This is a genomic window from Bradyrhizobium guangdongense, assembly GCF_004114975.1.
Taxonomy (GTDB): domain Bacteria; phylum Pseudomonadota; class Alphaproteobacteria; order Rhizobiales; family Xanthobacteraceae; genus Bradyrhizobium; species Bradyrhizobium guangdongense.
Map to the genome: position 1 here is coordinate 5,389,316 of NZ_CP030051.1, position 25,208 is coordinate 5,414,523.

The window sequence follows — 25,208 nt, forward strand, 5'->3', positions numbered from 1 at the left end:
AACGGCCGGCCTTACGCCGAACGCCGCACCGCGTTGTCGACCAGCGTCTTGCCGAGCGACCAGATCGCGCCGGGGACCTTGTGGCTGCCGGCGATGACTTCGTCGAAGGCGCGCTCGATCCAGCTGCAGTCTTCTTCGGTGATGGTGAGCGGGGGCAGCAGCTTGATGGTATGGCTGCCGTGGCCCGCGACCTGCGTCAGGATCTTGTGATCCTTGAACAACGGGACGGTGATGAGCTGGCAGAACAGGCCCTTGTTGGCGGCCTCGAGCACGTTCCAGGAGGCCCGCAGCCGCAGCGATTTCGGCGGGCCGAACTCGATGCCGATCATCAGGCCCTTGCCGCGCACTTCCTTCAGAAGCTCGTAGCCGGGCACCATGCGCGTCAGCGCGAGGCGAAGCTCGGCGCCGCGCTTGGCCGCGGCATCGATCAGCTTCTCCGATTCCATCACGTCCAGCGTGGCGATGCCCGCAGCCATCGCGAGGTCGTTCTTGGAGAAAGTCGAACCGTGCACCACGGCGCGGTCCATCTGATTGAAGATCTTGTCGAAGATGCTCTTGCGCGTGAGCACGGCGCCAACAGGCACGTGGCCGCCCGACAGCGACTTCGACAGCAGCACCATGTCGGGCTCGACATTCCAGTGCTCGACCGCGAGGAAGCGGCCGGTGCGGCCCATTCCAGTCTGAATCTCGTCGGCGACGAACAGAGTGCCGTACTTCTTGCAGAGCGCGGCCGCGCCCGGCAGGAACTCGTCGGACGGCATGTTGACGCCCTTGCCCTGGATCGGCTCGACGACGAAGGCCGCGACCTCGCGCGAGGCCAGCGCCTTCTCGAGCGCCGCCAGATCGTTGAACGGAACCGGAGTGCAGCCCGGCAGCAACGGCTCGAAGCCGGTGCGGAAGTTCGAATCACCGGTCAGCGACAGCGCACCATAGGTCAGGCCATGATAGCCGTGGGCGCAATAGACGATGCCGGGGCGGCCGGTGGCGCCGCGAGCGAACTTGATCGCCGCCTCGACGCATTCGGCACCGGAATTGGCGAAGAACGCCTTGTCGAGATAAGGAACGTATTTCAGCAGCCGCTCAGCCAGGACGCCCGCCAATGTCGAGACGTCGAACTGGACGAGATTGGGCAAATCGGCGTCGAGCACGCTTTTCAGCGCCTCGCGCATCACGGGATGATTGCGCCCGATTGCGAACACGCCAAAGCCGGACAGGAGGTCGAGATAGCGCGCCCCCTCGCGATCGTAGAGGTACTGCCCCTGCCCCTTCTGGAAGCCGACGTCGTAACCGATGGTCTTGAGAACCCGGACGAACTGCTCGTTCAGGTACCGATTATGCAGGGCGCTGCGCTGGGCCTGACGGTCCGCGAACAAGTGGGACATGTCTGGATTTGGACTGTTCATCCGCTACATACTTCGGTTGAGGGCCGTTTCGTCAACTGAAAACGGTCAGCAAGCAGAAAAGGGTCTGTGCGGCCTTTTGCCCTTTTTCGGACCATCTTCGCAAGCACAGCTTTAGACCATGTTGCACTGCCGAGGAACACAGATGCGTTTGGCCATTTACACCGCAATAATACTGGCTGGCGGTTACGCCGGCCTGACACCGGCGCTCGCCGCCGATCCAACCGGCGACTGGCGGGTCGCCGATGGCGTCGCCAATATCCGCGTCGCCCAGTGCAATGGAAGCATCTGGGGCGCGGTTTCCTGGGAAAAGCAGCCCGGTGGCCGCGACGAGAACAACCCGGATGTCTCAAAAAAGAACAGGCCGACATTGGGCATGGCGACCCTGATCAACATGAAGAAGACCCCCGGCGCCGAGCAGTGGGAGGGTCAGGTCTACAACGCCAAGGATGGTCAGATGTATAGTGCGACCATCACGCCTGTCGGCACCGACCAGCTTGAGATCAAGGGCTGCGTGCTGGGCTTCCTGTGCGGCGGAGAGACCTGGACTCGCGTTGGTCCGCCGATTCCCGCGAGCACCGCCAATGCCATGGCCAAGGGTGGGCCCAAAACCACCGGAGCGGCGCCCAAGGCTTCGCCGGCCCCCGGTGCCGCAGCAGCGGCTCCGAAGAGCGCCGCCGCGGCCAAGCCCGGTCAGAAGGGCGTTCCCGATCCCGTCGGCGACATCTGCCTACTCCCTGAGATTGCGGGGTTTGCCCATTAGGGCCGGCTGAAACAGCAGCACTGCGGCAAGCGTCGTCACCAACGAGAGTGCGAGCAGCTTGCCCATGCTGGACGTACCAGGATGGCTCGACAGCCATAGGCTGCCGAATGCGGTTGCCGTGGTCAGCGCGCTGAAGAAGATCGCGCGCGTCAGGCTGGTTTGAAGCAGGTTTGTCCTGCCGGAGCGCCACGCCACGACATAATAGATCTTGAACGCGACACCGACGCCGAGCAGCAGCGGGAACGCGACGATATTGGCAAAGTTGAGCGGCAAGCCGATCAGGACGCAAATCTCGAGCGTCACTGCGCCCGCCACCAGCAACGGCACCAGCGTCATTGCAACGTCGACGAGGCGGCGCAGCGTGATCCAAAGCAGCAAACCGATCACCAGCAGCGCATAAATGCCGGCATGGATGAACGCCCTCACGACGGTGTCGCCGGATTTCAGGATCGAGACCGGGCCGCCGATGGCGGTCGGTTCGGCCGCGAGCACGGCTGCCGCGAACTTGCGCAGCGTATCGTTGTCGTTCGGATCGCCCTTGGGCTGGGCCTCGACGCGGATGATGCCGTCCTTGCTCTTCCAGGCGTTGACGAGATCGGGCGGCAATGACTTGAGCGTGACCGGTTCGGCCTGCATCGCGTTTCTGAGCTGGCTGAACACGATCTTCATCGGCGTCACGAACACGTCCTGCGCCTTGTTGCGAGTCGCCTCATCCGCGTTGGCCAGCTTTTCCAGCGCATCCGCGAGGCGGCGCGAGGCGATCGCGCCCGGGCCGGCGGCGTCAGCTGCGGTGCGGCGGAGATTGTCGACCGAGGATTTCAGCGACTCGACGTTCTCCTGATCCGACGGCGGCGCATCGATCTGGTCCGGGTTGAGTGCGGGGTTCAGGATCTTGGCGCCCTCTGCGATCAGCTTCAGCTTCGGCTGCTGGTCCTCCGGGACGAAACTGTCGAGCGACATCACCCGCAGCACCTCCGGCACCTTCTCGAGCTTCGCCTCGACCTGCTTGGCCTGCTCTTCCGACGTGGTCATCACGTTGATGGCGTTGGCGCCGGTGTTGGGATCCTTGCGCAGGTCGAGGAAGGTCGCGATCGACTCCGCGTTCGGGTTGCGCAGGTTCATCGGGTTGAAGTCGAACTTCATGAAATAGAGCAGCGGCAGGCCGGCGACCGCCAGGAACAGCGTGCCGCCGACGACCAGCACGCGGTGCTTCTCGAGGAAATGATCGAGTGGCGCGAGGAAGGCGTAGCCCACCGGCTCCTTCTCGCCGGGCGGGTTCAGCAGCTTCAGGAGCGCCGGCAGGACGGTGATCGAGGAGATGAACGCCACCAGCATGCCGACGCCGGCGATTTGGCCGAGCTCGGCGATGCCTTTGTAGTCGGTCGGGATGAAACAGAGGAAGCCGGCCGCGGTGGCCATCGCCGCGAGCGACAGCGGGATGGCCGAGCGTCTGGCGGCAAGCACCAGCGCCTTGCGGAGATCATCGACCTTGTAACGCTCCGAGCGGTAGCGGACGCTGTATTGGATGCCGAAATCGACGCCGAGGCCGACGAACAGCACCGCAAACGCGATCGACAGCAGATTGAGCGAGCCGACCATCATCAAGCCGGCGGCGGTGGTGATCGCGAGGCCGACGAACAGATTGACGAACACGGCGAAGATGATCTTCGCCGAATGCAGGGCCAGCCACAGGATGAACAGCACGACCAGCACCGTACCGATGCCGTTGACGACGGCGCCTTCCTGGACCGTCGCATATTCCTCGTTGGCAATCGGGACCGGGCCCGTCAGCCGGACCCGCGCCTGATATTTGGTCGCAAAGTCGAGATCGGCTGCAGCTTTACGGATCGCGTCGGTGGCGCCCTTGCCGGGCTCCAACGCGTTGTAGTCGAGAATTGGCTTGAACTCGATGAAGGCGCGCTTGTCGGAATCCTTCAGCGGCTCGTCGCTGACGAGCTCGCGCCAGGAGAAGCTGGCATTGCCCTTGTTGAGCACGGTCTCGACCGTCTGCGCGATCTGGTTGAACGGCCGCGCGGTGTTGTCGAGCTTGACCTGGCCACGCTTGACGCCGGCAAGTCCGGTCTCCAGCGCGCCGGTCAGGCCGCGGATCGACGGATCGCCGGCCATGATCTCGATCAGGGGAGCTGCGGATTCGAACTGGCCGGTGATCTTGGCGACCTCCTCGGTCGGCAGGAACAGCAGGCCGTTCTTCTCGAAGAACTCGCCGGTGCCTAGCTGCTGCATCGACTGGAATTCGGTCTTGTTGTCCTTCAGCTTGGCAAAGAGCGCATCGGCCGCGGCGGTTGCCATCTCCGGCGTCTTGGCCTCGACGACTGCGAGAATCGTCGCGTCGCGGTCGAAGGCGCGGTCGAATTGCTGGTCGCGCTGCCGCCAGTCCAAATTCTGAGCAATCAGGGAGTTGATGTCGGTGTTGATGGCAAAGTGCCGGGACGTGTAATAGGCCGCCCCCACCGCCAGCAGGAGCCCGAGAACGACGACGAGGGAGGCAAACCGGGTACAGGCCCTGACGATGGCAACGACTACGCTCTGCAGCACATCTTTTCTTTCTAGTGTTAACAGCTTGCCGGAAACGCCCGCTGTTTAGCGGAGTTCCCGGGCGAAACCTATTGCCGTTTTGGGTCGTTCTCACCGGAACAAGGTTCGAGGTAAACGGCGAAAAACGATGGCAAAATCATGCGGGACGGCCGGTATAGCCGGCGACTTGAGGCGTTAAAGTGACGGAGGAGTCTGCGACAAATATCGTCGCCTTGCCGGCCTGAAAGGCTGCATTATAATACCAAGAATCGCCCGTCGCCGGAGCCCGCGGCTCATTCCTACCTTTCCTGATTGCCGATTTTTTGACACAAAGTGCTGCCGGAACCCAGATGGGGTGGGCAGTTACCGCAGCCGCGAACCTATGGTGCGGTTATTGCAGCATCGGCCCGTACAACATGCGCCCCTATCTGGGTGCCACGGGGACAATTGAGCGGATTGGTGCAACTTGCGTGATGGGCGTCCCATGGAAGTTTATCTGGCCCAGCCGCGCGGCTTTTGCGCGGGAGTGGTGCGCGCGATCGACATCGTGGAGCGGGCGCTGGAGAAATACGGCCCGCCGGTCTACGTGCGCCATGAGATCGTGCACAACAAATACGTCGTCGAAAGCCTGAAGGCCAAGGGCGCGATCTTCGTCGAGGAGCTGTCGGAGGTTCCGCCGAAGGCCGTGACCGTTTTCAGCGCCCATGGCGTCGCCCGCAGCGTCGAGGAAGAGGCCGCCGCGCGCGACCTGCCGGTGCTGAATGCCACCTGCCCGCTGGTCACGAAAGTTCACAATCAGGGGAAGCGCTATATCGCCAAGGGCCGTACCCTGGTCCTGATCGGTCATGCCGGCCACCCCGAGGTCGAGGGCACGGTGGGCCAGGTCCCAGGGCCCGTCCTGCTGGTTCAGAGCGTCGAGGAGGCCAAGGCCCTGGCGCTCCCGGCAGATACGCCAATGGCCTACATCACCCAGACCACCCTGTCGGTCGACGACACCCGGGACATCATCGGGGCTCTTCAAGCCAAATTTACAGATATTCAAGGCCCTGACATCCGGGATATCTGCTATGCGACACAGAACCGCCAATCTGCGGTAAGGGACTTGAGCAAGCTGGTCGACGTGATCTTGGTGGTGGGCGCTGCCAATAGCTCGAACTCGAACCGGCTCCGCGAAATCGGCACTGAGGCCGGCGTCGCGAGTTATCTGATCGCCGATGGCAGCGAGCTCAATCCCGAGTGGTTGAAGGGTGCCAGGACCGTCGGCCTCACGGCCGGCGCCTCGGCGCCCGAGGTGCTGGTGGATGACGTGATCGAAGCGCTGCGGCGGATCGGACCGGTGACGGTCTCGGTGCTTCCCGGCCACGAGGAAAACATCGAATTCAGGCTTCCGGCCCAGTTGGCTGCGAGCTGACCTACCGAATTTCAAGCCCAGAAAGAAACCTGTAATGGCAATCCCCTTCTTCAAGGAAATGCGTATCGGCGGCTATTTGCTCAAGCAGAAACTGCTTGGCCGCAAACGCTATCCGCTCGTGCTGATGCTGGAGCCGCTGTTCCGCTGCAACCTCGCCTGCGTCGGCTGCGGCAAGATCGACTATCCGGACGCGATCCTCAACCGCCGCATGACCGCGCAGGAGTGCTGGGACGCGGCCGACGAGTGCGGCGCGCCGATGGTGGCGATTCCCGGCGGCGAGCCGCTGATCCACAAGGAGATCGGCGAGATCGTGCGCGGCCTCGTCGCGCGCAAGAAGTTCGTCTCGCTCTGCACCAACGCCCTGCTGCTCGAGAAGAAGCTCGATTTGTTCGAGCCCTCGCCTTACCTGTTCTTCTCCGTGCATCTCGACGGCCTGCGTGACCACCACGACAAGGCCGTGTCGCAGCAGGGTGTGTTCGACCGTGCCGTGTCCGCGATCAAGGCGGCGAAGGCGCGCGGCTTCACCGTCAACGTCAACGCCACCATCTTCGACGGCCATCCGGCCGAGGAGATCGCGAAATTCCTCGACCTCACCGTCGAGCTCGGCGTCGGCGTCTCGATGTCGCCCGGCTATGCCTATGAGCGCGCGCCGGACCAGGAGCACTTCCTCAACCGCACCAAGACCAAGAAGCTGTTCCGCGACGTCTTTGCGCTGGGCAAGGGCAAGAAGTGGAATTTCATGCACTCCGGCCTGTTCCTCGACTTCCTCGCCGGCAACCAGGAATACGAGTGCACGCCGTGGGGCATGCCCGCGCGCAACATCTTCGGCTGGCAGAAGCCCTGCTACCTGCTCGGTGAAGGCTACGCCAAAACCTTCAAGGAGCTGATGGAAACGACCGACTGGGACAGCTACGGCACCGGCCGCTACGAGAAGTGCGCCGACTGCATGGCCCATTGCGGCTACGAGCCGACGGCGGCGACCGCGGCCCTCAACAACCCGCTCAAGGCAATGTGGGTGTCACTGCGCGGCATCAAGACCTCAGGTCCGATGGCGCCGGAGATCGACATGTCGAAGCAGCGCCCGGCGCAGTACATCTTCTCCGAGCAGGTCCAGAAGAAGCTCTCGGAGATCCGCAAGGACGAAGCCGAAGCCGCCGCGGCGAAGGCGGCACGAAAGGCTTCCACGGCCGCCTAAGCGCGCAAGCCGGTACGAACGAACGAGGCCCGGTCGCCGATGGCGATCGGGCCTTTTGTTTTGCTCGGCGCGAGCGGCCCTCTGTGCACGGGACCTCCATTGGAAAAGATAGAAAACAACCCCATGCACAGTAGACGCGCGGTTGCTCGCTGCCGGGATCCAGATCGGCGAGCTTCGTTTTTTACGAAATTCGGTTGACCCGTCGGGCAACACAGTGGCACTATGCCAAGCTGGCCTTTTCGTAAATTGCGCCCGCACGGTGTTTCGTGAGACGCACCTTCTGCAAGGCCAGGGTTATCTTCATCCGAGGTCCATCGTCCCCTCGCGGACGATGATCCTCACGCCGCCCTGAGGATGCCGAGCTGCTGCAGCGCCGTCGCGCCGTCATCCAGCCCGATCTCCTCGACAATCCGGCCCTCCCTGACGCGGAGAACTGTCGTTCCGGTAAAGTGCATCTTGCGCCCGGAGTTGGCCGGAAGCGATCCGATCAGGAAATCACCGAAGGCGGGGCCGGTGTGCGTTCCGCCGCCTTCCCAGCGGCCCACCACCTGATCGCCCTCCGCGATGAGATCCGCCGTGCCCCAGAACTTGAGATCCGGGAAGGCCCGCCGGAAGCCGGTGATGAACTTCATCACCTCGTCGCGCCCGCGCCGCGGCTCGTGCAGCGAATATTGCAGCAGCATGTCGGGCGCGGCGAGCTCCTCGACGATATCGGGGTTGAAGGGATTGCCCCAAAAGCCTTCGAACCAGCGGCCGACGATGGCCTTGTTGTCCTCTTCCTTCGACATGAGTGTCGCTCCTTGTTCTGCTGTAACCGTGTACCGACCATAGGCGCGCAAGGCCCGCGCCGACGACCCGATTTCCGACAAGCCGCAAATCGCGCCGCGACCGATCAGCCCCTTCCCGTTTGCGATTGCTCAAGAACCGCTCGCTCCGCCTCGCTAGATTCATCTGCGCCTCAGCTCGTTCGGAGTCCGCCATGCACACACAGCACACGCGAACACCCTACGCGTCGGCCGCGCTGATCGTCCTCGTCTGCGTCATGGTCGATGTGGCCCTGCATCGCTTGTTTTCCTGGACGTTCGACTTCGACTATTTCGACAACGGCCTGCCGCAGAGTGTCTTCGTCAGAAACGGCACCTTTCCGCTCGCGGCCGTCGCCGGTTTCCTTCTGATGTTCGGATTCCTCGCGGCAATCTTCCTTCGCGTGCGCCCCTCGCTCGGCAAATTGCCTCTTCCGGCCGGCCAGTGCTTCTTCATGCCGATTGCACTCATCATGTTCTTCGGCGTCCTGGAATCCGCATTCGTTTTCCCGACCCCACTCAGGGCGGAGATCATCACCGGGGTTGCCGACGCGCTTCCCTATCTCCTGCTCGGCTTGTTGCTCGACCGCTTCGTCCGTCCGATGGATGGCCTGCGACAAGGACCGGCTGTCGAGATTGCACCCTGGTGGTCGATGCTGTGGGTCGCGCTCTTCTATGTCGGAGGACGCTACGTCGTCTCCTATCCCGTCCTGCACATCGCCTCCGGCTACATCGCGCGGCCGGCCGGCACCTTGATCTGGACCGTGGCCTGCGGGCTCAGCGTGGGCGCCTTCCATTGGCTGGCAGGCTCTGCCTTCCCCGCGGCGACACCGCTGCAAAAGGCTCTGCGCGTCGCCGCGACGCTCGGGATATTCTGGCTCATGGTCCAGCTCTTTTATGCGCTGATCTCGGCGGTCTCGGTCGCCGACCTCGTCATCCGTGGCGCCGCCGATACGGTCTATCTCGCCGCCGGCATCTACAGTCTCGAGGCGCTGCTTCGAAGAAGCAAACCTAGCGCGTAGGATGGCGGAGCCAAGCGAGACCCATCAACTTTACGAGGCACGAAGCACGATGGGCCTTGCAAGAGCCCAACCCGTCCGATGCGGGCGAGCATGGTCGCGGAGCTCAGCGCGAACAGCGCTGCGACAGAAGAGTACGGCTCTCACCGCAATTGCTGAGGGGCCACGGACCCAAAAAGAAAAGGCCCAATCGCCGATGCGACCGGGCCTTGCTTTTCAGTAGTTCGCCAATCCCGCTCAGATCGTCTCGGCCACCAGCGCTTCGCTGTCCACCAGCTCCGTCCCGATCAGGAAGTCGCGGCAGCCGCGCAAGGAGCGCAGCGCGCGGTTGAAGTCGATGCCGGTCGAGACCAGCGCATGCAGCGTCGCCGGATTGCGGACGATGCCGCGCAGGACGGCGGCGAGGTCGATCTGGCCGTTCGGCTTGATGGCGGCGCGGGCGAGCGCCGGCAGTGCGCGGTGGGCGGGGTCGCTGATGACGCGCACGGCCGCGAAGGGCAGGCCGGCCTCGGCGGCATAGGCGGCGGCGATGTGGCTTTCCATGTCGACGGCGGAGGCGCCGGTCTCGGAATGCAGCGCCGCCTTGCACGAGGAGCCGGTGACCACTTCCTCGGCGCCGGCGAGGCTGCCGCGCACGACGCGGCGGCGGCCGGAGGTCAGCTTGTCGATGAGATCGTCGCTGAGCGACAGGCCGGCGGCCCAGCGGGCGTCGCCCGAGAGCACCTCGGTCGCCACGACGACGTCGCCGGACCGCAAGCTCGGGTCGAGCCCCCCGGCCACGCCGAACGAGATCACGCCGCGAATCGTATCAGGGTCGACCACGGTCAGCAGCGCCCGCAACTGGGTCGGGCTGCTGGATGAGCAGATCACGGCCATGCCCGGCCCGGCCGCGATGCGGGCCTCCTGAACCAATCCAGTCACGATCAAGATCGGCCGCGGATCAATGGCATTGCCCGCGGTAAGATAGTCCCCCGTCCCCAAAGTCACATTCCGACCCCTACCACCCTGCTGTTGGTGTTCCGCAAGTTCCGATATCGCGCCAGCGCCCACAGCGGAAAGAACTTCGGGTAACCATGATATCGCAGATAGAACACGCGGGGGAAGCCCGTGGCGGTGTACCGCTGCTCGTCCCACAGTCCTTTTTCGCCTTGTGTTGCAATCAGGTACTCCACCCCGCGGGCGACGGCCGGGTGATCAACCTCGCCCGCAGCCATCAGGGCAAGCAAGGCCCATGCCGTTTGCGAGGCGGTCGAGGGGGCGGCTTCCCATCCCTTGTGATCCAGCCGGTAGCTGACGGCGTCCTCGCCCCAGCCGCCGTCCTCGTTCTGGATCGAGGTGAGCCAGGCCGCGGCCTTCCGAATCATCGGATCCTTCTGGTCGACGCCGGCCATGTTGAGGGCGCAGAGCACCGACCAGGTTCCATAGATGAAGTTCATGCCCCACCGGCCGTACCAGGACCCCTCCGGGTGCTGGGTCTTGCGCAAGAAGGCGACGCCGGCGGCGACCTGCTTGCTGGTCGCCTCGGTCTGGCCGAGCTGCGCCAGCATCGAGATGCAGCGCGCGGTGACGTCCTCGGTCGGCGGATCGAGCAGCGCGCCATGGTCCGAGAACGGGATGTTGTTCAGGTAGTATTCGAGGTTGTTGACGTCGAAGGCCGCCCAGCCGCCGTCGTCGCTCTGCATGCCCTCGATCCACTCCCGGCCGCGATCGATCGCGGCATCATAGCCGGCGACGCCGTGCTCGCGGCGCATGCGGTCCATCGACATCACCACCACGGCGGTGTCGTCGAGGTCGGGGTAATACGCATTGTTGTACTGGAAGGCCCAGCCGCCCGGACGCACATCCGGCCGCTTCACCGCCCAGTCGCCCTTCACTTCGAGCTCCTGCTTGGGGATCAGCCAGTCGAGGCCCTGCTTCGCCGCGGGCACCGCCTTGTCGCCCCCGGCTTCCAGCAGCGCGTGCGCCGTCAGCGTCGTGTCCCACACCGGCGAGACGCAGGGCTGGCAATAGGCCTCCTCGCCATTGATCACGAGCAGCTTGTCGATGCCCCGGCGCGTGGTCGCGCGCGGCGGATAATTCGCGTCCTTGCCGAGCGCGTCATACATCATGACGATGTTGGCCATCGGCGGATAGATCGCACCCATGCCGTCCTCGCCGTTGAGCCGCTCCTCGATGAAGGCGAGCGCGGCGTCGATCGCGCGCTGGCGCAGGCTCTTCGGGAACATCGGCTCGACCACGCGCAAAATGCCGTCGAGCGCGCGGAACAGCACGAACCAGGCCATGCTCTGATGCGGCGCCTTCGCGGTCATGCCGATCGAGCGCGGATCCTGCAGGAACAATTCGTCGATGCCGACGCGCTTGGGATTCTTCGCCAGCGGCTTCAGCGCGGCGATCACCATCAACGGCACCATGGTGGTGCGCGCCCAGTAGGAGATCTTGTTGAGGTGGAACGGCGACCAGAACGGCAGCAGCACGATCTCGATCGGCAGCACCGGCACCGCGCGCCAGGTCATGACGCCGAAGGTCGCCAGCAGGAAACGGGTGAAGACGTTGCTGTTGATCGCACCGCCGCGCGCGTGGATCGCCTCGCGCGCACGCACCATGTGCGGCGCGTCCACGGAATCGCCGATCATCTTCAGCGCGAAATACGCCTTCACGCTGGCGCTCATGTCGAACTCGCCGTCATGCACCAGGGGCCAGCCGCCATGGGCGCCCTGGACGCGACGCAGATAGTTGCCGATCTTGGCCTCCAGCGCGGTGTCGACGGGCTCGGCCAGATAGTGGCGCAGCAGGATGTATTCGGCCGGAATGGTACAGTCGGCCTCGAGCTCGAAGACCCAGTGGCCGTCGGGTTGCTGAAAGCCGAGCACGCCTTGCGTGGCCGACGCAATGCTCGATTCCAAAGCTTCACGGCTGATCGCGTTCACAGCATCCATGTCGCTCGATTGCTCCTGGCGTCGATTGAAAATGACCGGCACATGGCCGTCAGGGCCGCTTTGCGGCGAGAACCAGATCGGCGGCGCGATCGCCTGACCGGACCGATCCCTCGATCGTTGCAGGCAATCCCGTAGCAGTCCAGTCGCCGGCGAGAAACAGGTTTTTCAGTGCGGTGACCGGCCCCGGACGCAGGGCATTCTGGGCCGGCGTTGCCGCAAATGTGGCACGGCGCTCCCGCACGATCTGCCAGGGAGGCAGTTCGCCGGAGACGCCGCCGGCCTTGCAGACATCGTTCCAGATCGCCTGTGCCAGCTCCTCGCGCTGGAGGTCGACGAGGCGGTCGCCGTTGCTGATGGTGACGGAGAGCCGGTTCGGGAAGGCGAACAGCCATTCCACCACGCCGCCGATCACGCCGAGGATCGGCGCCGAGCCCGGCGGCGGTTCAAAGCGGAAATGCGCGTTGACGATGGCGCGGAATTCGGTCGGCGCGGTCAGGCCGGGCAGCAGGCTGGTCGCCGCGCGCGGCGGCACCGCCATCACGACCACGTCACCTGCAGCGAGCTGGACGACGTCCTCACCGCCGAAATTGAGCGCGCTGACCTTGCCGTCGGCGCTGATAAAAGAGCGCAGCTCGTGGCCGAGCTGAACCGTGTGGCCGCGCTCGGTCAGGAATTTCACGGCAGGCTCGATCAGCACGGCGCTGAGCCCGTCGCGCGCGATCAACGGACGGCAGGCCTGCCCCCCCGCAAGCAGCGTCTCGCGCACGATGGCGCCGGCGAGCCCGGCCGAGCCCTCGGGCGGATCGACATTGAGCGCGGCGAGCAGCAGCGGCTGCACCAGGCGCTGATAGAGAACGCCTTCGGTCGGAATCGACTTGCCGACCAGCGTCTGTTCGGAGGCCCAGATCAGCGGCGCGAGCTTGAGATAATCGGTGAGGCCGGTGTCGGGCACGCGGCGGCTCTCGTCGAGCACCCAGGTCGGCCACCGGCCCGTGCCGAGATCGATCTGCCAGCGCTGCCCGGTCTTGATGTCGACGAAGGGAAATTGCGCGCTCGCGGGTCCGACGAGCCCCGCCTCGGTACCGATCGCGCGCGCATAGGCCCGCGCGTGGCTGTTGCCGGACAGCAGCAGGTGATTGCCGTTGTCGATGGTGAGGTTGGTGGCGCCGTCGAAATAGGAGCGGCAGCGGCCGCCGGCCTGGTGCGTCGCCTCGTGCACGACGACCTTGTAGCCGGCATTGGCGAGCCGCACAGCGGCGGAGAGGCCGGAAATTCCAGCGCCGATGATGTGAGCCGTGTTTTGCATCAGATGAAAGCGTAGCGGAGCAGGATCAAGATGCGTGTGATCTTCGACACACGCACCGGCTCGCGCGGCGCCGTGAAGCCGCGCGCGATCAGGAGGTCCAGGATGGAATGGTAGTATTTCGACATGATCCGCGGCGCGCGCACCGCGCGGCGCCTGTTGCGGTTCATGATCTCGTCCGACTTCTCGAAATGCGCCTTCGCGCGCTGCGCCAGCGGCAGGCACACTTTCGACAGCGCCCGCTCGGCGATCACGCGGTTCGGATCGTTGGAGGTGATTCCGGCATGCAGCAGCGCCTCACGCGGCAGATAGAGCCGGCCGAGGCCTGCGTCCTCGTCGATGTCGCGCAGGATGTTGGTGAGCTGGAGCGCGCGGCCGAGATGGTAGGCGAGCAGGATGCCGTCCTCTTCCGGCAGGCCGAACACTCGCACCGACAGACGTCCCACCGCGCTGGCGACCCGGTCGCAATAGAGATCCAGCGTCGCCATGTCCGGCGCGCGGATGTCCTGCGGCACATCCATCTCCATGCCGTCGACGATGGCGATGAAATCCTCGCGCTTCAATCCGAAGGTCTTCACCGAGGCGACGTAGTCCTTCAGCCGCGGCGGCGGATTGCCCTGATAGAGCGCATCGATGTCGTTGCGCCATTGCTGGAGCGCGGCCAGCCGCGCATCGCGCGGACCGTCGGAATCGGCGATGTCGTCGACCTGACGGCAGAAGCTGTAGATCTGGAACATCGCCTCGCGCTGGTCGCGCGGCAGGATCCGCATCGCAGCGTAGAAGGAGCTGCTCGATGCGGACGAGCCATAATCGGCGCCGGGCGCGGTCGCCTCAAGCGTCATGGGCAGTCCCCGGATTTGTGATGAACTTGCGGCCGAGCGCACGGCGGCCGAGTTCACCGGCGATGCCGGCAAGGCTGAAGGTGAGCAGTTCGAACTTGTTCAGATGCACGCGCTCGCGCAAGGGATCGCGCACCTTCAAGAGGCGCACGATGCGGTCGGCGTAGGCCTGGATCACCGCGACGTCGACGCCGAGGCGGACATCCCTGATCTCGGCAGCGAGTGACCTGCCCTGATTGAGCAGCGCCTCGTTGCGCGCGGCGAGCGACTGCAGGCAGGCCAGCATCGCCGGCGCCGATTGCGCGAGGCCGAGCTGCTCGACCGAGGCGCCGTGTGCTGCCAGCGCATCGCGCGGCAGATAGACGCGATTGAGCTCGCGAAAATCCTTGCCGCAATCCTGGAGGTGGTTGTTGATCTGCAGGCCCGCGCAAAGCGCGTCCGACGCCGCCCAGGTCGAGGTGCTCTCGCCGTGGACGTCGAGCATGAAGCGGCCGACCGGCATCGCCGAATAGCGGCAATAGTGGATGACTTCGTCCCAGCTCTCGTAGCGCAGCTTGGTCACGTCCATGCGGAACGCGATCAGCACATCGAGCGCGTGGCGCGGCGCCATGCCGCGCTCGGCCAGCGCGCGCCGCAAGGCGACGGCCTCCGTCTGGGTGTCGCCCTTGCCGAGCAGTTCCGCCTCGAGCAGGTCCAGATAGCGAAGCTTTTCGTCCGCCGGCAGGGTCGCATGGTCGGCGATGTCGTCGGCGGTGCGGACGAAATTGTAATAGGCCAGGATCAGCGCGCGATGACGCGGATGAATGATCCAGGACGCGACGGGAAAATTCTCGTCGCGGTCACCCTTGCCGGATCGCAATTCGCTCGCAGAGGTCATCGAGGGCTGATCAACAATCGTTTGGACAGAAAGGGCTTTTGCGCTCGCGGGCTCATGCCGGCGACGCCGCCGCGGCCCCCATATAGGGGAATACGGCCGCAAAACCAATCCTGTCTCGCGACGGCAGCCCTTCCCGATCCGGCCTGAAAAAGGCGGCCCGCGGCCGCCTTTGTGGGCCAATGGCCGAACTTACTGGTTATGGTTCTTCAGGACCTGGTCGCAGGCCTGCGAGATCTTGGCCCGGTTCTCCTTGAGGCAGGCCAGGATGGTGAAATCGCCCTGGTCGATGACCGGACGGCAGTACTTCTGCACATCGCGCGTGCAGGCCTTCTGCTCGGCGTCCGTGCCACGCCCCTGCTGGGCGAACGCAGCAGTGGACAGGGTGGCCGACAGCACGGTGAGGGCGACGAGAAGCTTACGCATTGTATTCCTTCATTCTGACGGCAGAATCGCACCGATCCCGGACAGCACAGGGCCGACGGAACAGATTGTTCTGATGGCAAGTTACCGCGGGATGAGAGCGGCACCGGAGAAGACCACAAGCGCTGGCAAATGCGGCCAAATTGGCGCCGCGCCTGCCAAACCAGGACTTCCCTCAACCTTCATTGACAGATGTAAGGGATTGATACTACGTCACAATTCTGGCGCCCGGCGTTTTACTGCATACCTGTTGCAGAGCTGCATCTGTCCGCCCGGCCTTTTCTGCCAGAAACACCTTGAAACAGAGAGAAATCGGGGCGGGTCGGTGACGGGCCCTCCGGGCGCAAAGCGCCATCAGCCGTCAGGCCTTGAGCCCGGGTGCGCCTCTTGAACCTGACACCGGCTCACAACACTAAACTTTCGATGTGGCGAGACTGCCCCGTGATCAACGGGGCGTCGTTCCAAAACGGGATATTGATGATGAAATTCATTGGACGATCTGAACTGGCAATCAAGGCAGCCGGCATTGGCGCGGCGCTGCTCTTCTCAGTTGCGGCGAGCCACGCCCAGTCGTCCGGACCGTTCGCCGGCTTCAACGGAGCCTGGAGCGGCACCGGCACGGTGTCGCTGTCCGACGGCTCGACCGAGCGCATCCGCTGCAAGGCCGACTACAAGGTCGCCGGCACCGGCCTCAACCTCAAGCAGGCGCTGCACTGCGCCTCCGACAGCTACAAGTTCGACCTCACCAGCGACGTGACCAGCCAGGGCGAGCGGATCTCCGGCAATTGGAGCGAATCCAACCGCAACATCTTCGGCAACCTCCAGGGCACCGCCGGCGGGGGCCAGATCGACGTGTTCGTCGAGGCCAACGGTTTTGCCGCCAACCTGTCTCTGCGCACCAATGGCGCCAAGCAGACGGTGCAGATCTCGTCCAAGGGCGAGATCCGCGGCGTCAACATCACGATGACCAAGAGCTGATCGCCCGTCACGCTTCCAAGAGGACCAAGCCCCCGGTGCTCGCGCGCCCCGGGGGCTTTTTGCTGTGTTTGCTTGCTGCGCGACGCGCTCCACCAAACCGCTCAGATCGCCGGCTTCTCCGGACCCTGAAGCTTGGCGTGCAGATTGATCAGCCACATTGCCGTCGGCCGCAGGATGAAGAGGTCGGCGACCAGCGCCGCCACCATCGAGAAAGCGCTGAGCCAGCCGAACAGCCGCAGCGACGGCAAATCCGAGAACACGGTGACGACGAGGCCGCAGGCCAGCACCACCGTGGTCAGGATCAGCGCCGGGCCGACCAGCACGGTGGCGCGCTCCACTGCGAGCGCCGAGCCGACGCCGGGCTTGCTCTCCAATCGCAGGCGGTTGAGGAAGTGGATGGTCGCGGAAAGGCCGAGGCCGAACGAGACGGTGAGCGCGACGACGCTGGCGAATTGCAGCCCCTCGCCCATCGCCCACAGCACCGTGCCCGACATCACCACCGGGAAGATGCCCGGCAGGATGCAGGCGAACATCACCACCCAGGAACGGAAGGCAAGGCCGATGAAGATCGCAACCAGCGCGAATTCGACGGTGAGGCCGCGGTTCAGCTTCTCGATCATGCCGGCCGAGTTGCGCGCGGCGATGGCGGCAAGACCGGTGACGGCGATCTCATAGCCGGGATGCTTCTTGCGGACAGCGTCGAGCTCGGAATCGAGCTTGTCGACGATCGGCAGGAGTTGGCTGGAATCCTTGTCCGGCACGCGGCCGGCCACGACCACAGCGTCCTGCTCGGCGTCGATGAAGCGCCGCACCAGATGCTCGGGGATCACGCCCACATATTCCTTCAGCGTCGCGACGTCCGCGCTGCCGGCCTTTTCCGCCAGCCAGCGGCGCAGCGTCTCCAGCGACCAGACGTTGCCGACGCCGGCCGCTTTCTCGACGGTCGCGTGCACGTCAGCGATGGTTTGCAACGTCTCAGGCGAATAGAGCGATTCCCCCTTGGGGAACTGGATCAGCACGTTGACCGGATTGGCGCCGGTCAGCTTGGCATCGAGCCGGTTGCTGGCGGCAACCGCCTGACGCTTGTCCGGCACCTGGTCGGCGAGCCGGTAGCGCGGCTGAAGATTGGCGTAGATGACGCCGAGGCTGGCCACGAACAGCAGCGCGATCAGGCTGAACAGGCCGGGCCGGCCGACCATGCGCACTGCGATCCAGTAGCAGAAATTGCGCAGCGCCTGCACGCCGGCATCGGCGCTCTGGAACTTGACCGCGAAGATCTTCTCGTTGCGCACGAACAGCACGCCGAACACCGGCACCAGCGACAGCACCGTGATCAGCGCGATGATGGTCGCGGCGAGACCGGCCTCGCCGAATTTACGGATCAGGTCGGAATTGGAGAACTGCAGCGCGATGAAGGAAATGCCGGCGGTGCCGTGCGTCAGCACGCAGGCCGGGCCCACCACCAGCACCGCGTTCTTGAACGCGGTGAACTTGTCCTGGCCGGCGATCAGCCGGTCGCGCGCGGCGAAGGTGAGCTGCATCGAGTCCGAGAACGAGATCACCATGATGAGCGGCGTCATCACGTTCAGGAACATGTTGAGATTGAAGTTGGCCCAGCCGAGCGCGCCGAGCGCGATCAGGATCGCGATCATCGGCGGGAACGCCGCCACCACCATGAACGATATCTTGCGGAAGAAGATGATGGCGATGATGCAGCCGGCGAGAATGCCGAGGATGTTGTAGGTGAGGCCGTCGCGCTCGACAGCGTTGCGGATCTCGAGCTGCATCACCGGCACGCCGGAGAGCTGCACGTTGAGCCCGGTGTCGCCGAGATCGTCCTTCATCAGCGCGCGGATGTCGCCGACGACCTTGCCGAGCTTGCTGGAGGCGACCACCTGCGGATCGAGCGACAGCACGACCAGCGCGAGCGTGCCGTCCTCCGACAGCAGCTTGCCGCGGATGATCTCGTTGTTCTTCACGGTCTCGATGAACTGGTCGTAGGCCGCCCCCTCGGGCAGCTCGGCCGGAAACAGCGCCGCCGGCAGCTTGCCCGGCGCCGGCGCCTGACGCGCCGAGAACAGCGAAACGAGGCCGCGGGTGCCCTCGACCAGTTGCAGATCGGTGACGAAGTCGCGCAGCTTCTCGAGGTTGTTCCGCGCCAGCAGGGTCTTGCCCTCGACCACGACGAGAACGTCGAACTCCTCGGCCGGGAACTTTTTCGTGACCTCTTCGTACTGGCGGAATTCCTGGGTGTTGGAGCGGAACAGCTGCGAGAGCGAATCGTCGATCTTGATCCGCTCGATGCCGAACACCGCGGCGACGATCAGCGCGAGCAGGACGATGCAGGAGACGATCGGCGCCCGGACCGCGATCAGCCCGAGGCGCTCCAGCCCGAAGGCGATCGAGGACGCAGGCCCCTGCTCGACCTTGTCGACATGAACCTCACTCTCGCTGTGCTTTTCGAGCATGCCTTGTCCAGTTCCTCAATCGGCTCTAGCTGTGAGCTTATTGCGCTCCGCGAACGGCTTGAAAACGCCATACCAATGGGAGGTTTGCCAATGGGAGGCTTGCCCTTTGAAAATGCGCGGAAAATCGCCGGCAGCGGTTTAGCAGGTCTAAAGCCCCCCTCGCAAGCGCACCAGAGGGCTGCCAACAGATCAAGATGCGGCGATTTCGCCAGAATGCCGGTCAATCCGGCTCAGTCGCGCCGATTCGACGCGGCGCGCGGTCCGCGCTCTCGTCCTTGAGCGCCACGCCCGTGACCTGCCGCGCCAGCCCCTCGCGCACGAGCCAGGCGATCTTGAGGGCCGCCTCGTCATAGCTCAACCCGGCCTTGTGGATATTCGAGACACAGTTGCGATCGGCGTCGGTCAGGCCGGGCCTGGGCGCAAAGGTCAGATAGGCCCCGAGGCTGTCGGGCGCCGACAGGCCCGGCCGCTCGCCGATCAGCATCAGGACCATGCGGGCGCCGAGGATAGCGCCGATCTCGTCGGCGAGCGCGACGCGCGCGCCTGAGGCGACGACGACACGGCCGGTCGCGACGGCCTCGCCCTCGCCGAGCCGCGGCAGCAAGCTTTGCAGCAGCGCGACGGAATGGGCATGGACCGCGGCGGCCGACAATCCATCGCCGATGACGATCGCAAGCTGGCATGGCGCAATGGCGACCTCCGCCAGCGCCGCAGCGGAGGGGGGATCGAGCTGCCGTCCGAGATCCGGCCGGCGCAGATAATCGCCGCGATCGGCGGCCCGGCTCGTGACCTCGGTGGCGGCAAGGCCGAGCGCCCTCACCTCGGTCATAAGACGCGGGCCGTCGAAGACGGCATGTACGGCATCGCGCGCGCGGGCATGGGCCAGCGTGAAATCGAGCAGCGGCTTGGTCGGCAGGCTCGCCCCGCTCCGCCCGAGCGCAACGCGCGCAGGCGTGAACGATCGGAGGTCGACGGTCGGGCGGGCCGGAACGGGCTTGTCGTTCATTCGGCGGGGACGGACGCTTCGCGCAGCCTGATCGAATAGTTCGACGCGTTCTGCTTGCCGCTGGAGGCCGCGCGCGCAAAGGTGATGAGATGATGCGCGATGACGGTGCAGCCGATCAGGCCCTCGATATCGCCGCGCTTGATGCGCCCCAGCGCGAACTTCCAGAATACGCGCCTGTAGTCGCCGAGAACGCCGACCTTCCAGAAGATGTTGCGCAGCATGACGAGACCGCGCCGGATGTTCGGCCAGTTCTTCATCTCGTCCGGCACCGGCATCTTGAGGCGGTTCACATAGACGTGGTCGCATTGATGCTGGAAGCGCGCGAATACTTTCTCGGGCGCGTAGGCGACGTTCATGGCGTGCTTCCAGGACGCCACGACCTCGTCATAGGGCAGCAGGAAGTCGACGTTGGAATCGCGGCCGTCGTCGTCGAGCAGACGCCCCTCGCGCTCGAGACGATCCCATAGCGGCGTCTTCGGCAAGGCCTGCAGCAGGTTGATGGTGAGCAGCGGAATCCGGGACTCCTCGACGAAGGCGAGCAGCGCATCAGCCGTGTTCGGCTTGTCGGTGTCGAGCCCCATGATGATGCCCGAGACCACCTCCATGCCGTAGGAGTTGATGGTGCGCACGCCCTCCAGGATCGGGACCATCATGTTGTGGTCCTTCTGCATCGCTCTCAGCGCATCCGGGTCCGGCGTCTCGATGCCGCAGAAGATGGTGATGAAATAGGCCTCGCGCATCTTCTCGAGGATCTCAGGGCGCTTGGCGATGTTGAGCGTCGCCTCGCAGGCGAGCCTTGTCACATAGCCGGTCTTCTTCTGCCACTTGATCAGATGCGGGAGCAGGTCCAGCGCCGCCTTGCGGTTGCCGATGAAGTTGTCGTCGACGAAATAGACGGTGTCGGTCATGCCGCATTCGCGCAGGCGGTCGAGCTCGGCGATGATCTGCTCCGGCGTCTTGATGCGCGGATTGCGGCCGTACAGGCCGGGGATGTCGCAGAACTCGCACTGATAGGGACAGCCGCTGGAATACTGAATGCTGCCGAGGAAATAGCGCTTCACGTCGGCGAGCTCATAGGCCGGGATCGGAAACTCCGTCATCGGCACCCGGTCCTTGGTGGCGAGCACCACCTGGCTTTCGGGCCGCGAGGTATCGCGCGACAGAATCTCGATCAGCTGGTTGGTGGCATCGCCGAGCTCGCCGACATGGAGATAGTCGAACGAGGGATAATAGTCGGGACAGGCGCTGACCGAGGGGCCGCCGAGCGCGACCGGCAGATCGAATTCATGGGCACGGCGGCAGATGTCGTTCATCTGCTGGCGCTGGATGTGCATGCCGCTGACGAAGACGGCTTCGGCCCATTCGAATTCTTCCTTGGTCGTGCGGCGGAGATTCTCGTCGACGAACTTCACCTGCCACTCCCTGGGCAGGTAGGCGGAGATCAGCAGCAGCCCCTGCGGCGGCATGAAGGCGCGAACGCCATCGGTCAGCGGATAGGCGTGCTCGAAGGTACCGAACGAGGACGTGTAACGCGGAAAAACGCAGAGAATCCGCCGCGACGTACCGTTGCTTTCAGCTCGCATTCAAGCTCCCCCGCCACGCTCGACCTGGTTGCGGAAATTGCCAGCCAGACACATAGCGTAATGCTGCCGCCGGAATTTCTCAATATTGTGGCGCGAGCATAATTCCTGGAAGGACGGATGGTTTCCTTCGCGCCGCGGGGTCAGGCGATCAGCCGCGCAGCAAAATCGGGCAGCAGGCCTGCATCACCGGCCAGGCGGAAATCAGCGCCTGCGATGCCTGACTGCGCCAGCCAATCGTCGAATTCCGGCGCGCGGCGCAGGGCGAAGACGTCACGGACATAGAGCGCGTCGTGAAACGACGTCGACTGGTAATTCAGCATGACGTCGTCGGCGCCCGGCACCCCCATGATGAAGCTGACGCCGGCGGCGGCGAGCAGCGTCAGCAGATTGTCCATGTCGTCCTGGTCCGCCTCGGCATGGTTGGTGTAGCAGATGTCGACCCCGAGCGGCAGGCCGAGCAGCTTGCCGCAGAAATGATCCTCCAGCCCCGCCCGGATGATCTCCTTGCCGTCGTAGAGATATTCCGGGCCGATGAAGCCGACCACGCTGTTGACCAGCAAGGGCGCAAAGGCGCGGGCCACCGCATACGCGCGCGCCTCGCAAGTCTGCTGATCGACGCCGTGATGGGCGTTGGCCGACAACGCCGAACCCTGGCCGGTCTCGAAATACATGACGTTCGCGCCGACCGTGCCGCGCTTCTGCGACAGTCCCGCCGCCTGCGCCTCTTTCAGCAGCGCGAGGTCGATACCAAAGCTTCGGTTGGCGGCCTCGGTGCCGGCGACCGACTGGAAGACAAGGTCGACCGGCACGCCCTGCCCGATCAGCGACAGCGTCGTCGTGACATGGGTCAGCACGCAGCCCTGCGTCGGGATTTTCAGCCGCGCGACGATTTCATCGAGCAGCCGCAGCAATTGGGCGATCACGGCGGGATCATCGCTCGCCGGATTGATGCCGATGCAGGCATCACCGGCCCCGAGCAGCAGGCCATCGAGGATCGAGGCGGTGATGCCCCTCGCATCGTCAAAAGGATGGTTGGGCTGGAGCCGCGTACTCATCCGGCCCTTCAGGCCGATGGTGTTACGGAACGCCGTCGTGACCTCGCATTTCCGCGCCGCCAGAATCAGGTCCTGGTTGCGCATCAGCTTCGACACCGCGGCCGCCATCTCGGGCGTGACCCCCGGGGCGAGCTTGCGCAGGACCTCAGGCGTGGCCGCGTCCGACAGCAGCCAGTCGCGGAACGCCCCGACCGTCAGCGAAGCCACCGGCGCGAACGCCCTGGCGTCGTGGCTGTCGATGACGAGCCGGGTAACCTCGTCGGTCTCATAAGGAATGACGGCCTCGTTGAGGAATTGACCGAGGGAGATGTCCGCGAGGGCCATCCGCGCGGCGATCATCTGCTCGGCGCTCCCAGCGGCGAGCCCGGCCAGGCGGTCGCCGGAGCGCGGAGGCGTGGCCTTGGCCAGGAGGTCGCGCAGGTCGGAGAACGTGTAGGTCGTGGCGTCGATCGTGTGGCGGTAGACCAAAGGCCCCTCCTGAAATCCTCGGCCAGTGGCCGACCTCAATCGATCCTGAAGCCGGCGCTGAACTCAGGGAATACGCGCTCGGCCGCCGGTATGCACGCCGATGTTTGGCGCATCCGGCCGATCCTCGGGACCGACCTGCCGGGAACCACGTGGAATGACACCAAGCTTCTGAGATAGCTCGCATTTCCTGCGACGTCCGGCGTCCATCCCCGGCCCGCGCGTTAACGCTGCGTCCATCTTCATTCTGCATAATTTTCTCTCAATTTAATACGACCGCGCGCACCGGCCGCTCCTGGCCAATCGGGCCCGAACACCATGCAAATCGATCGATCTGGGAATTCTGCCAGCCTGGCAGGCCGTTTCACGCTGGCGAGCAAGCTCTACGCGATCTTCGCGCTTTTCGCCGTGCTCACCGCGGCGATCGCGATGCTGTCCGACTACAACAGCCGCCGCAGCGCCGAGCTGACCAGCGCGATCGAGACGGCGAATGCGGCCGCGCTGAACGTCGAGCGCGTCAACTCGCTCGTCTACGCGGTCGTGATGGAATCGCGCGGCGTCTACATGTCGACCGAGCCGAAGGTCGTGAAGAAGTTCGGCGACGGCCTGCTCAAATTCAACGCCCAGATTCTCGATGTCGTGAGAGGTTGGGAAAGCATCGTCAAGGCTGACGACGCCGAACAGTTCGCGACCTTCAAGAAGCGCATCGAGCAGTTCGTCGAGTTCCGCAAGGAGCTGGTTCGCCGCGGCGTCGAGATCAATGCGGCGGCGGGCCGCGAATGGGGCGACAACGACGCCAACCGCGCCGTGCGTTCTGCGTTGAACAAGGATCTCGAGGCGTTGTCCAAGGTCTATGCCGAGCGTGCCAAGCAGATCGCGCGCGAGACCGAGACCAACCGCACGCTGTCCTTCGTGCTGACCTGCCTCGGCGGCGTGGCGCTGGCTTTGGTCGTGATCGGCATCGTCATCATCGCCCGTTCGATCGCCCGGCCGCTTGCCGCCATCACGGCGACCATCAAGCAGGTCGCCGACGGCGCCGAGAACGTCGCTGTGCCGCACACCGAGCGCGCCGACGAGATCGGGGCGCTGGCCCGCGCCATCCAGATCTTCCAGGACGCGATGGGACGCAACCGCAACCTCGCCTCGCAGGTCTCGCAGGATTCGGCCGCACGCGAACAGCGCACGCGCCACATCGAGCAATCGGTCGAGGCGTTCCGCGAAGCGATCGGCGCGATCATGCGCGGCCTCAGTGACAATGCCAGCGTCATGCGCGAGACCGCGCAGACCATCACCCGCGTCACGGCGGATGCCAGCAACCGCGCCAGCACCGCGGCCAACGCGACGAAGCAGGCCTCGCACAACGTCACCGCGGTGGCGGGTGCGGCCGAGGAGCTGTCGGCATCCGTGGAAGAGATCGGACGCCAGGTGAGGCAGAGCGCGGGCGCAGTCGAGCAGACCGGCCAGCGCACCGAGAAATCGATCGCCGAGATCGAGAGTCTCGCGGCCGCGACGCAGCGCATCGACGGCGTGCTGACCCTCATTCAGGCGATCGCCGAGCAGACCAATCTGCTCGCGCTCAACGCCACCATCGAGGCGGCCCGCGCCGGCGACGCCGGCCGCGGCTTTGCCGTCGTCGCACACGAGGTGAAGGCGCTGGCGGGACAGACCGCCAAGGCGACCGCCGACATCAGCGAAAACGTCGCGATGATCCAGTCCTCGACCCGCAACGCTGTCGATGCCGTGCGCGAAATCGGCGGCGCGGTGCGCGAGATCAACGAAGTCACCACGGCCATTGCCGGCGCCGTCGGCCAGCAGGACGCCGCCACGCGCGAGATCTCCTCCAATGCGCAATCGGCCGCCCAGGGCAACGAGACGCTGGTGGCGAACATCACTTCGCTGCGCGATGCGATCGGCGAAACCGACACGGCCGCCGCCTCCGTGCTGACCGCCGCGAGCAGCGTGACCGCGACCGCGGAGACGCTGTCGCGCGAGGTCGAGAAGTTCTTCCAGAACCTGCGTTCGGACAGCCGTATGGCCAAGGCGGGATGACGGCGCGGCGTGCCTGCGCCAAGAGCGGCGGCCGGGGCCGGCCCTCCTTCTCCCTCACATCGTCAGCAGCGTCGTGATGGCGCGGCGCTGGTGCGTCCGGTTA

General features: G+C 64.8%; 19 protein-coding genes. 6 read left to right on the forward strand and 13 right to left on the reverse strand.

Annotation, left to right across the window (positions count from 1 at the left end):
- Positions 1 to 11 precede the first annotated feature (11 nt).
- Positions 12 to 1,403 carry an aminobacteriohopanetriol synthase HpnO gene (gene hpnO / locus X265_RS25840; RefSeq protein WP_128967375.1) on the reverse strand — a complete coding sequence of 464 codons (1,392 nt, stop codon included), beginning with the start codon at positions 1,401 to 1,403 and terminating at the stop codon, positions 12 to 14.
- Between the two features lie 142 nt (positions 1,404 to 1,545).
- Between hpnO and X265_RS25845 the strand changes: the two genes are divergently transcribed.
- The gene (locus X265_RS25845; protein ID WP_164938795.1) at positions 1,546 to 2,163 is read left to right on the forward strand and encodes a DUF2147 domain-containing protein; all 618 of its coding nucleotides are present in this window, start codon (positions 1,546 to 1,548) and stop codon (positions 2,161 to 2,163) included.
- Here the strand turns inward: X265_RS25845 and hpnN are convergent.
- Positions 2,131 to 4,719, reverse strand: coding sequence for a hopanoid transporter HpnN (gene hpnN, locus X265_RS25850; protein ID WP_128967377.1), 2,589 nt, complete (start codon positions 4,717 to 4,719; stop codon positions 2,131 to 2,133). The genes X265_RS25845 and hpnN overlap by 33 nt on opposite strands.
- Before the next feature lie 463 nt (positions 4,720 to 5,182).
- Between hpnN and ispH the strand changes: the two genes are divergently transcribed.
- Both ispH and hpnH read left to right on the forward strand, forming a co-directional pair.
- Positions 5,183 to 6,109 carry a 4-hydroxy-3-methylbut-2-enyl diphosphate reductase gene (ispH, locus tag X265_RS25855; RefSeq protein ID WP_128967378.1) on the forward strand — a complete coding sequence of 309 codons (927 nt, stop codon included), beginning with the start codon at positions 5,183 to 5,185 and terminating at the stop codon, positions 6,107 to 6,109.
- A 34-nt stretch (positions 6,110 to 6,143) separates the two neighbouring features.
- Positions 6,144 to 7,304, forward strand: a complete 1,161-nt coding sequence (gene hpnH / locus X265_RS25860; protein WP_128967379.1) for an adenosyl-hopene transferase HpnH — start codon at positions 6,144 to 6,146, stop codon at positions 7,302 to 7,304.
- Between the two features lie 338 nt (positions 7,305 to 7,642).
- On the opposite strand, the gene X265_RS25865 is transcribed toward hpnH, so the two are convergent.
- The gene (locus X265_RS25865; protein ID WP_128967380.1) at positions 7,643 to 8,092 is read right to left on the reverse strand and encodes an ester cyclase; all 450 of its coding nucleotides are present in this window, start codon (positions 8,090 to 8,092) and stop codon (positions 7,643 to 7,645) included.
- Positions 8,093 to 8,283: 191 nt separating this feature from the next.
- Between X265_RS25865 and X265_RS25870 the strand changes: the two genes are divergently transcribed.
- The gene (locus X265_RS25870; protein WP_128967381.1) at positions 8,284 to 9,129 is read left to right on the forward strand and encodes a hypothetical protein; all 846 of its coding nucleotides are present in this window, start codon (positions 8,284 to 8,286) and stop codon (positions 9,127 to 9,129) included.
- Between the two features lie 234 nt (positions 9,130 to 9,363).
- Here the strand turns inward: X265_RS25870 and X265_RS25875 are convergent, their stop codons facing one another.
- From X265_RS25875 to X265_RS25900, 6 genes are all read right to left on the reverse strand, one after another.
- Positions 9,364 to 10,113, reverse strand: coding sequence for a phosphorylase (locus X265_RS25875; protein WP_164938796.1), 750 nt, complete (start codon positions 10,111 to 10,113; stop codon positions 9,364 to 9,366).
- Entirely contained in the window at positions 10,110 to 12,062 is a 1,953-nt protein-coding gene (shc, locus tag X265_RS25880) for a squalene--hopene cyclase (RefSeq protein ID WP_128967383.1), read from the reverse strand. Before shc ends, X265_RS25875 begins: the two co-directional genes overlap by 4 nt.
- 49 nt (positions 12,063 to 12,111) lie before the next feature.
- Positions 12,112 to 13,368: a hydroxysqualene dehydroxylase HpnE gene (gene hpnE, locus X265_RS25885; protein WP_128967384.1), complete on the reverse strand. Its 1,257-nt coding sequence runs from the start codon at positions 13,366 to 13,368 to the stop codon at positions 12,112 to 12,114.
- Complete coding sequence (gene hpnD, locus X265_RS25890; protein WP_128967385.1) at positions 13,368 to 14,207, reverse strand: presqualene diphosphate synthase HpnD; 840 nt, start codon at positions 14,205 to 14,207, stop codon at positions 13,368 to 13,370. The genes hpnE and hpnD overlap by 1 nt, the downstream gene beginning before the upstream one ends.
- A complete protein-coding gene (gene hpnC / locus X265_RS25895; protein ID WP_128967386.1) occupies positions 14,197 to 15,081 on the reverse strand; it encodes a squalene synthase HpnC in 885 nt (294 codons plus the stop codon). The genes hpnD and hpnC overlap by 11 nt, the downstream gene beginning before the upstream one ends.
- 189 nt (positions 15,082 to 15,270) lie before the next feature.
- Positions 15,271 to 15,504: a hypothetical protein gene (locus X265_RS25900; protein WP_128967387.1), complete on the reverse strand. Its 234-nt coding sequence runs from the start codon at positions 15,502 to 15,504 to the stop codon at positions 15,271 to 15,273.
- 477 nt (positions 15,505 to 15,981) lie between these two features.
- On the opposite strand from X265_RS25900, the gene X265_RS25910 reads away from it, so the two are divergent.
- Positions 15,982 to 16,479 carry a hypothetical protein gene (locus X265_RS25910; RefSeq protein ID WP_128969409.1) on the forward strand — a complete coding sequence of 166 codons (498 nt, stop codon included), beginning with the start codon at positions 15,982 to 15,984 and terminating at the stop codon, positions 16,477 to 16,479.
- A 101-nt stretch (positions 16,480 to 16,580) separates the two neighbouring features.
- Here the strand turns inward: X265_RS25910 and X265_RS25915 are convergent, their stop codons facing one another.
- The 4 genes from X265_RS25915 to X265_RS25930 form a co-directional block, all read right to left on the reverse strand.
- Positions 16,581 to 18,947 carry an efflux RND transporter permease subunit gene (locus X265_RS25915; protein ID WP_128967388.1) on the reverse strand — a complete coding sequence of 789 codons (2,367 nt, stop codon included), beginning with the start codon at positions 18,945 to 18,947 and terminating at the stop codon, positions 16,581 to 16,583.
- 220 nt (positions 18,948 to 19,167) lie between these two features.
- Positions 19,168 to 19,953: an ethanolamine ammonia-lyase subunit EutC gene (eutC, locus tag X265_RS25920; RefSeq protein ID WP_128967389.1), complete on the reverse strand. Its 786-nt coding sequence runs from the start codon at positions 19,951 to 19,953 to the stop codon at positions 19,168 to 19,170.
- The gene (locus tag X265_RS25925) at positions 19,950 to 21,536 is read right to left on the reverse strand and encodes a B12-binding domain-containing radical SAM protein (RefSeq protein ID WP_128967390.1); all 1,587 of its coding nucleotides are present in this window, start codon (positions 21,534 to 21,536) and stop codon (positions 19,950 to 19,952) included. Before X265_RS25925 ends, eutC begins: the two co-directional genes overlap by 4 nt.
- 140 nt (positions 21,537 to 21,676) lie before the next feature.
- Positions 21,677 to 23,059 (reverse strand): ethanolamine ammonia-lyase subunit EutB, encoded by a 1,383-nt coding sequence (locus X265_RS25930; RefSeq protein WP_128967391.1) that lies wholly within the window; start codon positions 23,057 to 23,059, stop codon positions 21,677 to 21,679.
- Between the two features lie 315 nt (positions 23,060 to 23,374).
- Between X265_RS25930 and X265_RS25935 the strand changes: the two genes are divergently transcribed.
- A complete protein-coding gene (locus X265_RS25935) occupies positions 23,375 to 25,105 on the forward strand; it encodes a methyl-accepting chemotaxis protein (protein WP_128967392.1) in 1,731 nt (576 codons plus the stop codon).
- The last annotated feature ends 103 nt before the right edge of the window (positions 25,106 to 25,208 follow it).

What these genes read in the sequence shown, in the direction of transcription:
- hpnO (WP_128967375.1), bottom strand. Translation starts at nt 1,403, where the DNA reads ATGAACAGTCCAAATCCAGACATGTCCCACTTGTTCGCGGACCGTCAG.
- X265_RS25845 (WP_164938795.1), top strand. Translation starts at nt 1,546, where the DNA reads ATGCGTTTGGCCATTTACACCGCAATAATACTGGCTGGCGGTTACGCC.
- ispH (WP_128967378.1), top strand. Translation starts at nt 5,183, where the DNA reads ATGGAAGTTTATCTGGCCCAGCCGCGCGGCTTTTGCGCGGGAGTGGTG.
- hpnH (WP_128967379.1), top strand. Translation starts at nt 6,144, where the DNA reads ATGGCAATCCCCTTCTTCAAGGAAATGCGTATCGGCGGCTATTTGCTC.
- X265_RS25865 (WP_128967380.1), bottom strand. Translation starts at nt 8,092, where the DNA reads ATGTCGAAGGAAGAGGACAACAAGGCCATCGTCGGCCGCTGGTTCGAA.
- X265_RS25870 (WP_128967381.1), top strand. Translation starts at nt 8,284, where the DNA reads ATGCACACACAGCACACGCGAACACCCTACGCGTCGGCCGCGCTGATC.
- shc (WP_128967383.1), bottom strand. Translation starts at nt 12,062, where the DNA reads ATGGATGCTGTGAACGCGATCAGCCGTGAAGCTTTGGAATCGAGCATT.
- hpnE (WP_128967384.1), bottom strand. Translation starts at nt 13,368, where the DNA reads ATGCAAAACACGGCTCACATCATCGGCGCTGGAATTTCCGGCCTCTCC.
- hpnD (WP_128967385.1), bottom strand. Translation starts at nt 14,207, where the DNA reads ATGACGCTTGAGGCGACCGCGCCCGGCGCCGATTATGGCTCGTCCGCA.
- hpnC (WP_128967386.1), bottom strand. Translation starts at nt 15,081, where the DNA reads ATGACCTCTGCGAGCGAATTGCGATCCGGCAAGGGTGACCGCGACGAG.
- X265_RS25900 (WP_128967387.1), bottom strand. Translation starts at nt 15,504, where the DNA reads ATGCGTAAGCTTCTCGTCGCCCTCACCGTGCTGTCGGCCACCCTGTCC.
- X265_RS25910 (WP_128969409.1), top strand. Translation starts at nt 15,982, where the DNA reads ATGAAATTCATTGGACGATCTGAACTGGCAATCAAGGCAGCCGGCATT.
- X265_RS25915 (WP_128967388.1), bottom strand. Translation starts at nt 18,947, where the DNA reads ATGCTCGAAAAGCACAGCGAGAGTGAGGTTCATGTCGACAAGGTCGAG.
- eutC (WP_128967389.1), bottom strand. Translation starts at nt 19,953, where the DNA reads ATGAACGACAAGCCCGTTCCGGCCCGCCCGACCGTCGACCTCCGATCG.
- X265_RS25925 (WP_128967390.1), bottom strand. Translation starts at nt 21,536, where the DNA reads ATGCGAGCTGAAAGCAACGGTACGTCGCGGCGGATTCTCTGCGTTTTT.
- X265_RS25935 (WP_128967392.1), top strand. Translation starts at nt 23,375, where the DNA reads ATGCAAATCGATCGATCTGGGAATTCTGCCAGCCTGGCAGGCCGTTTC.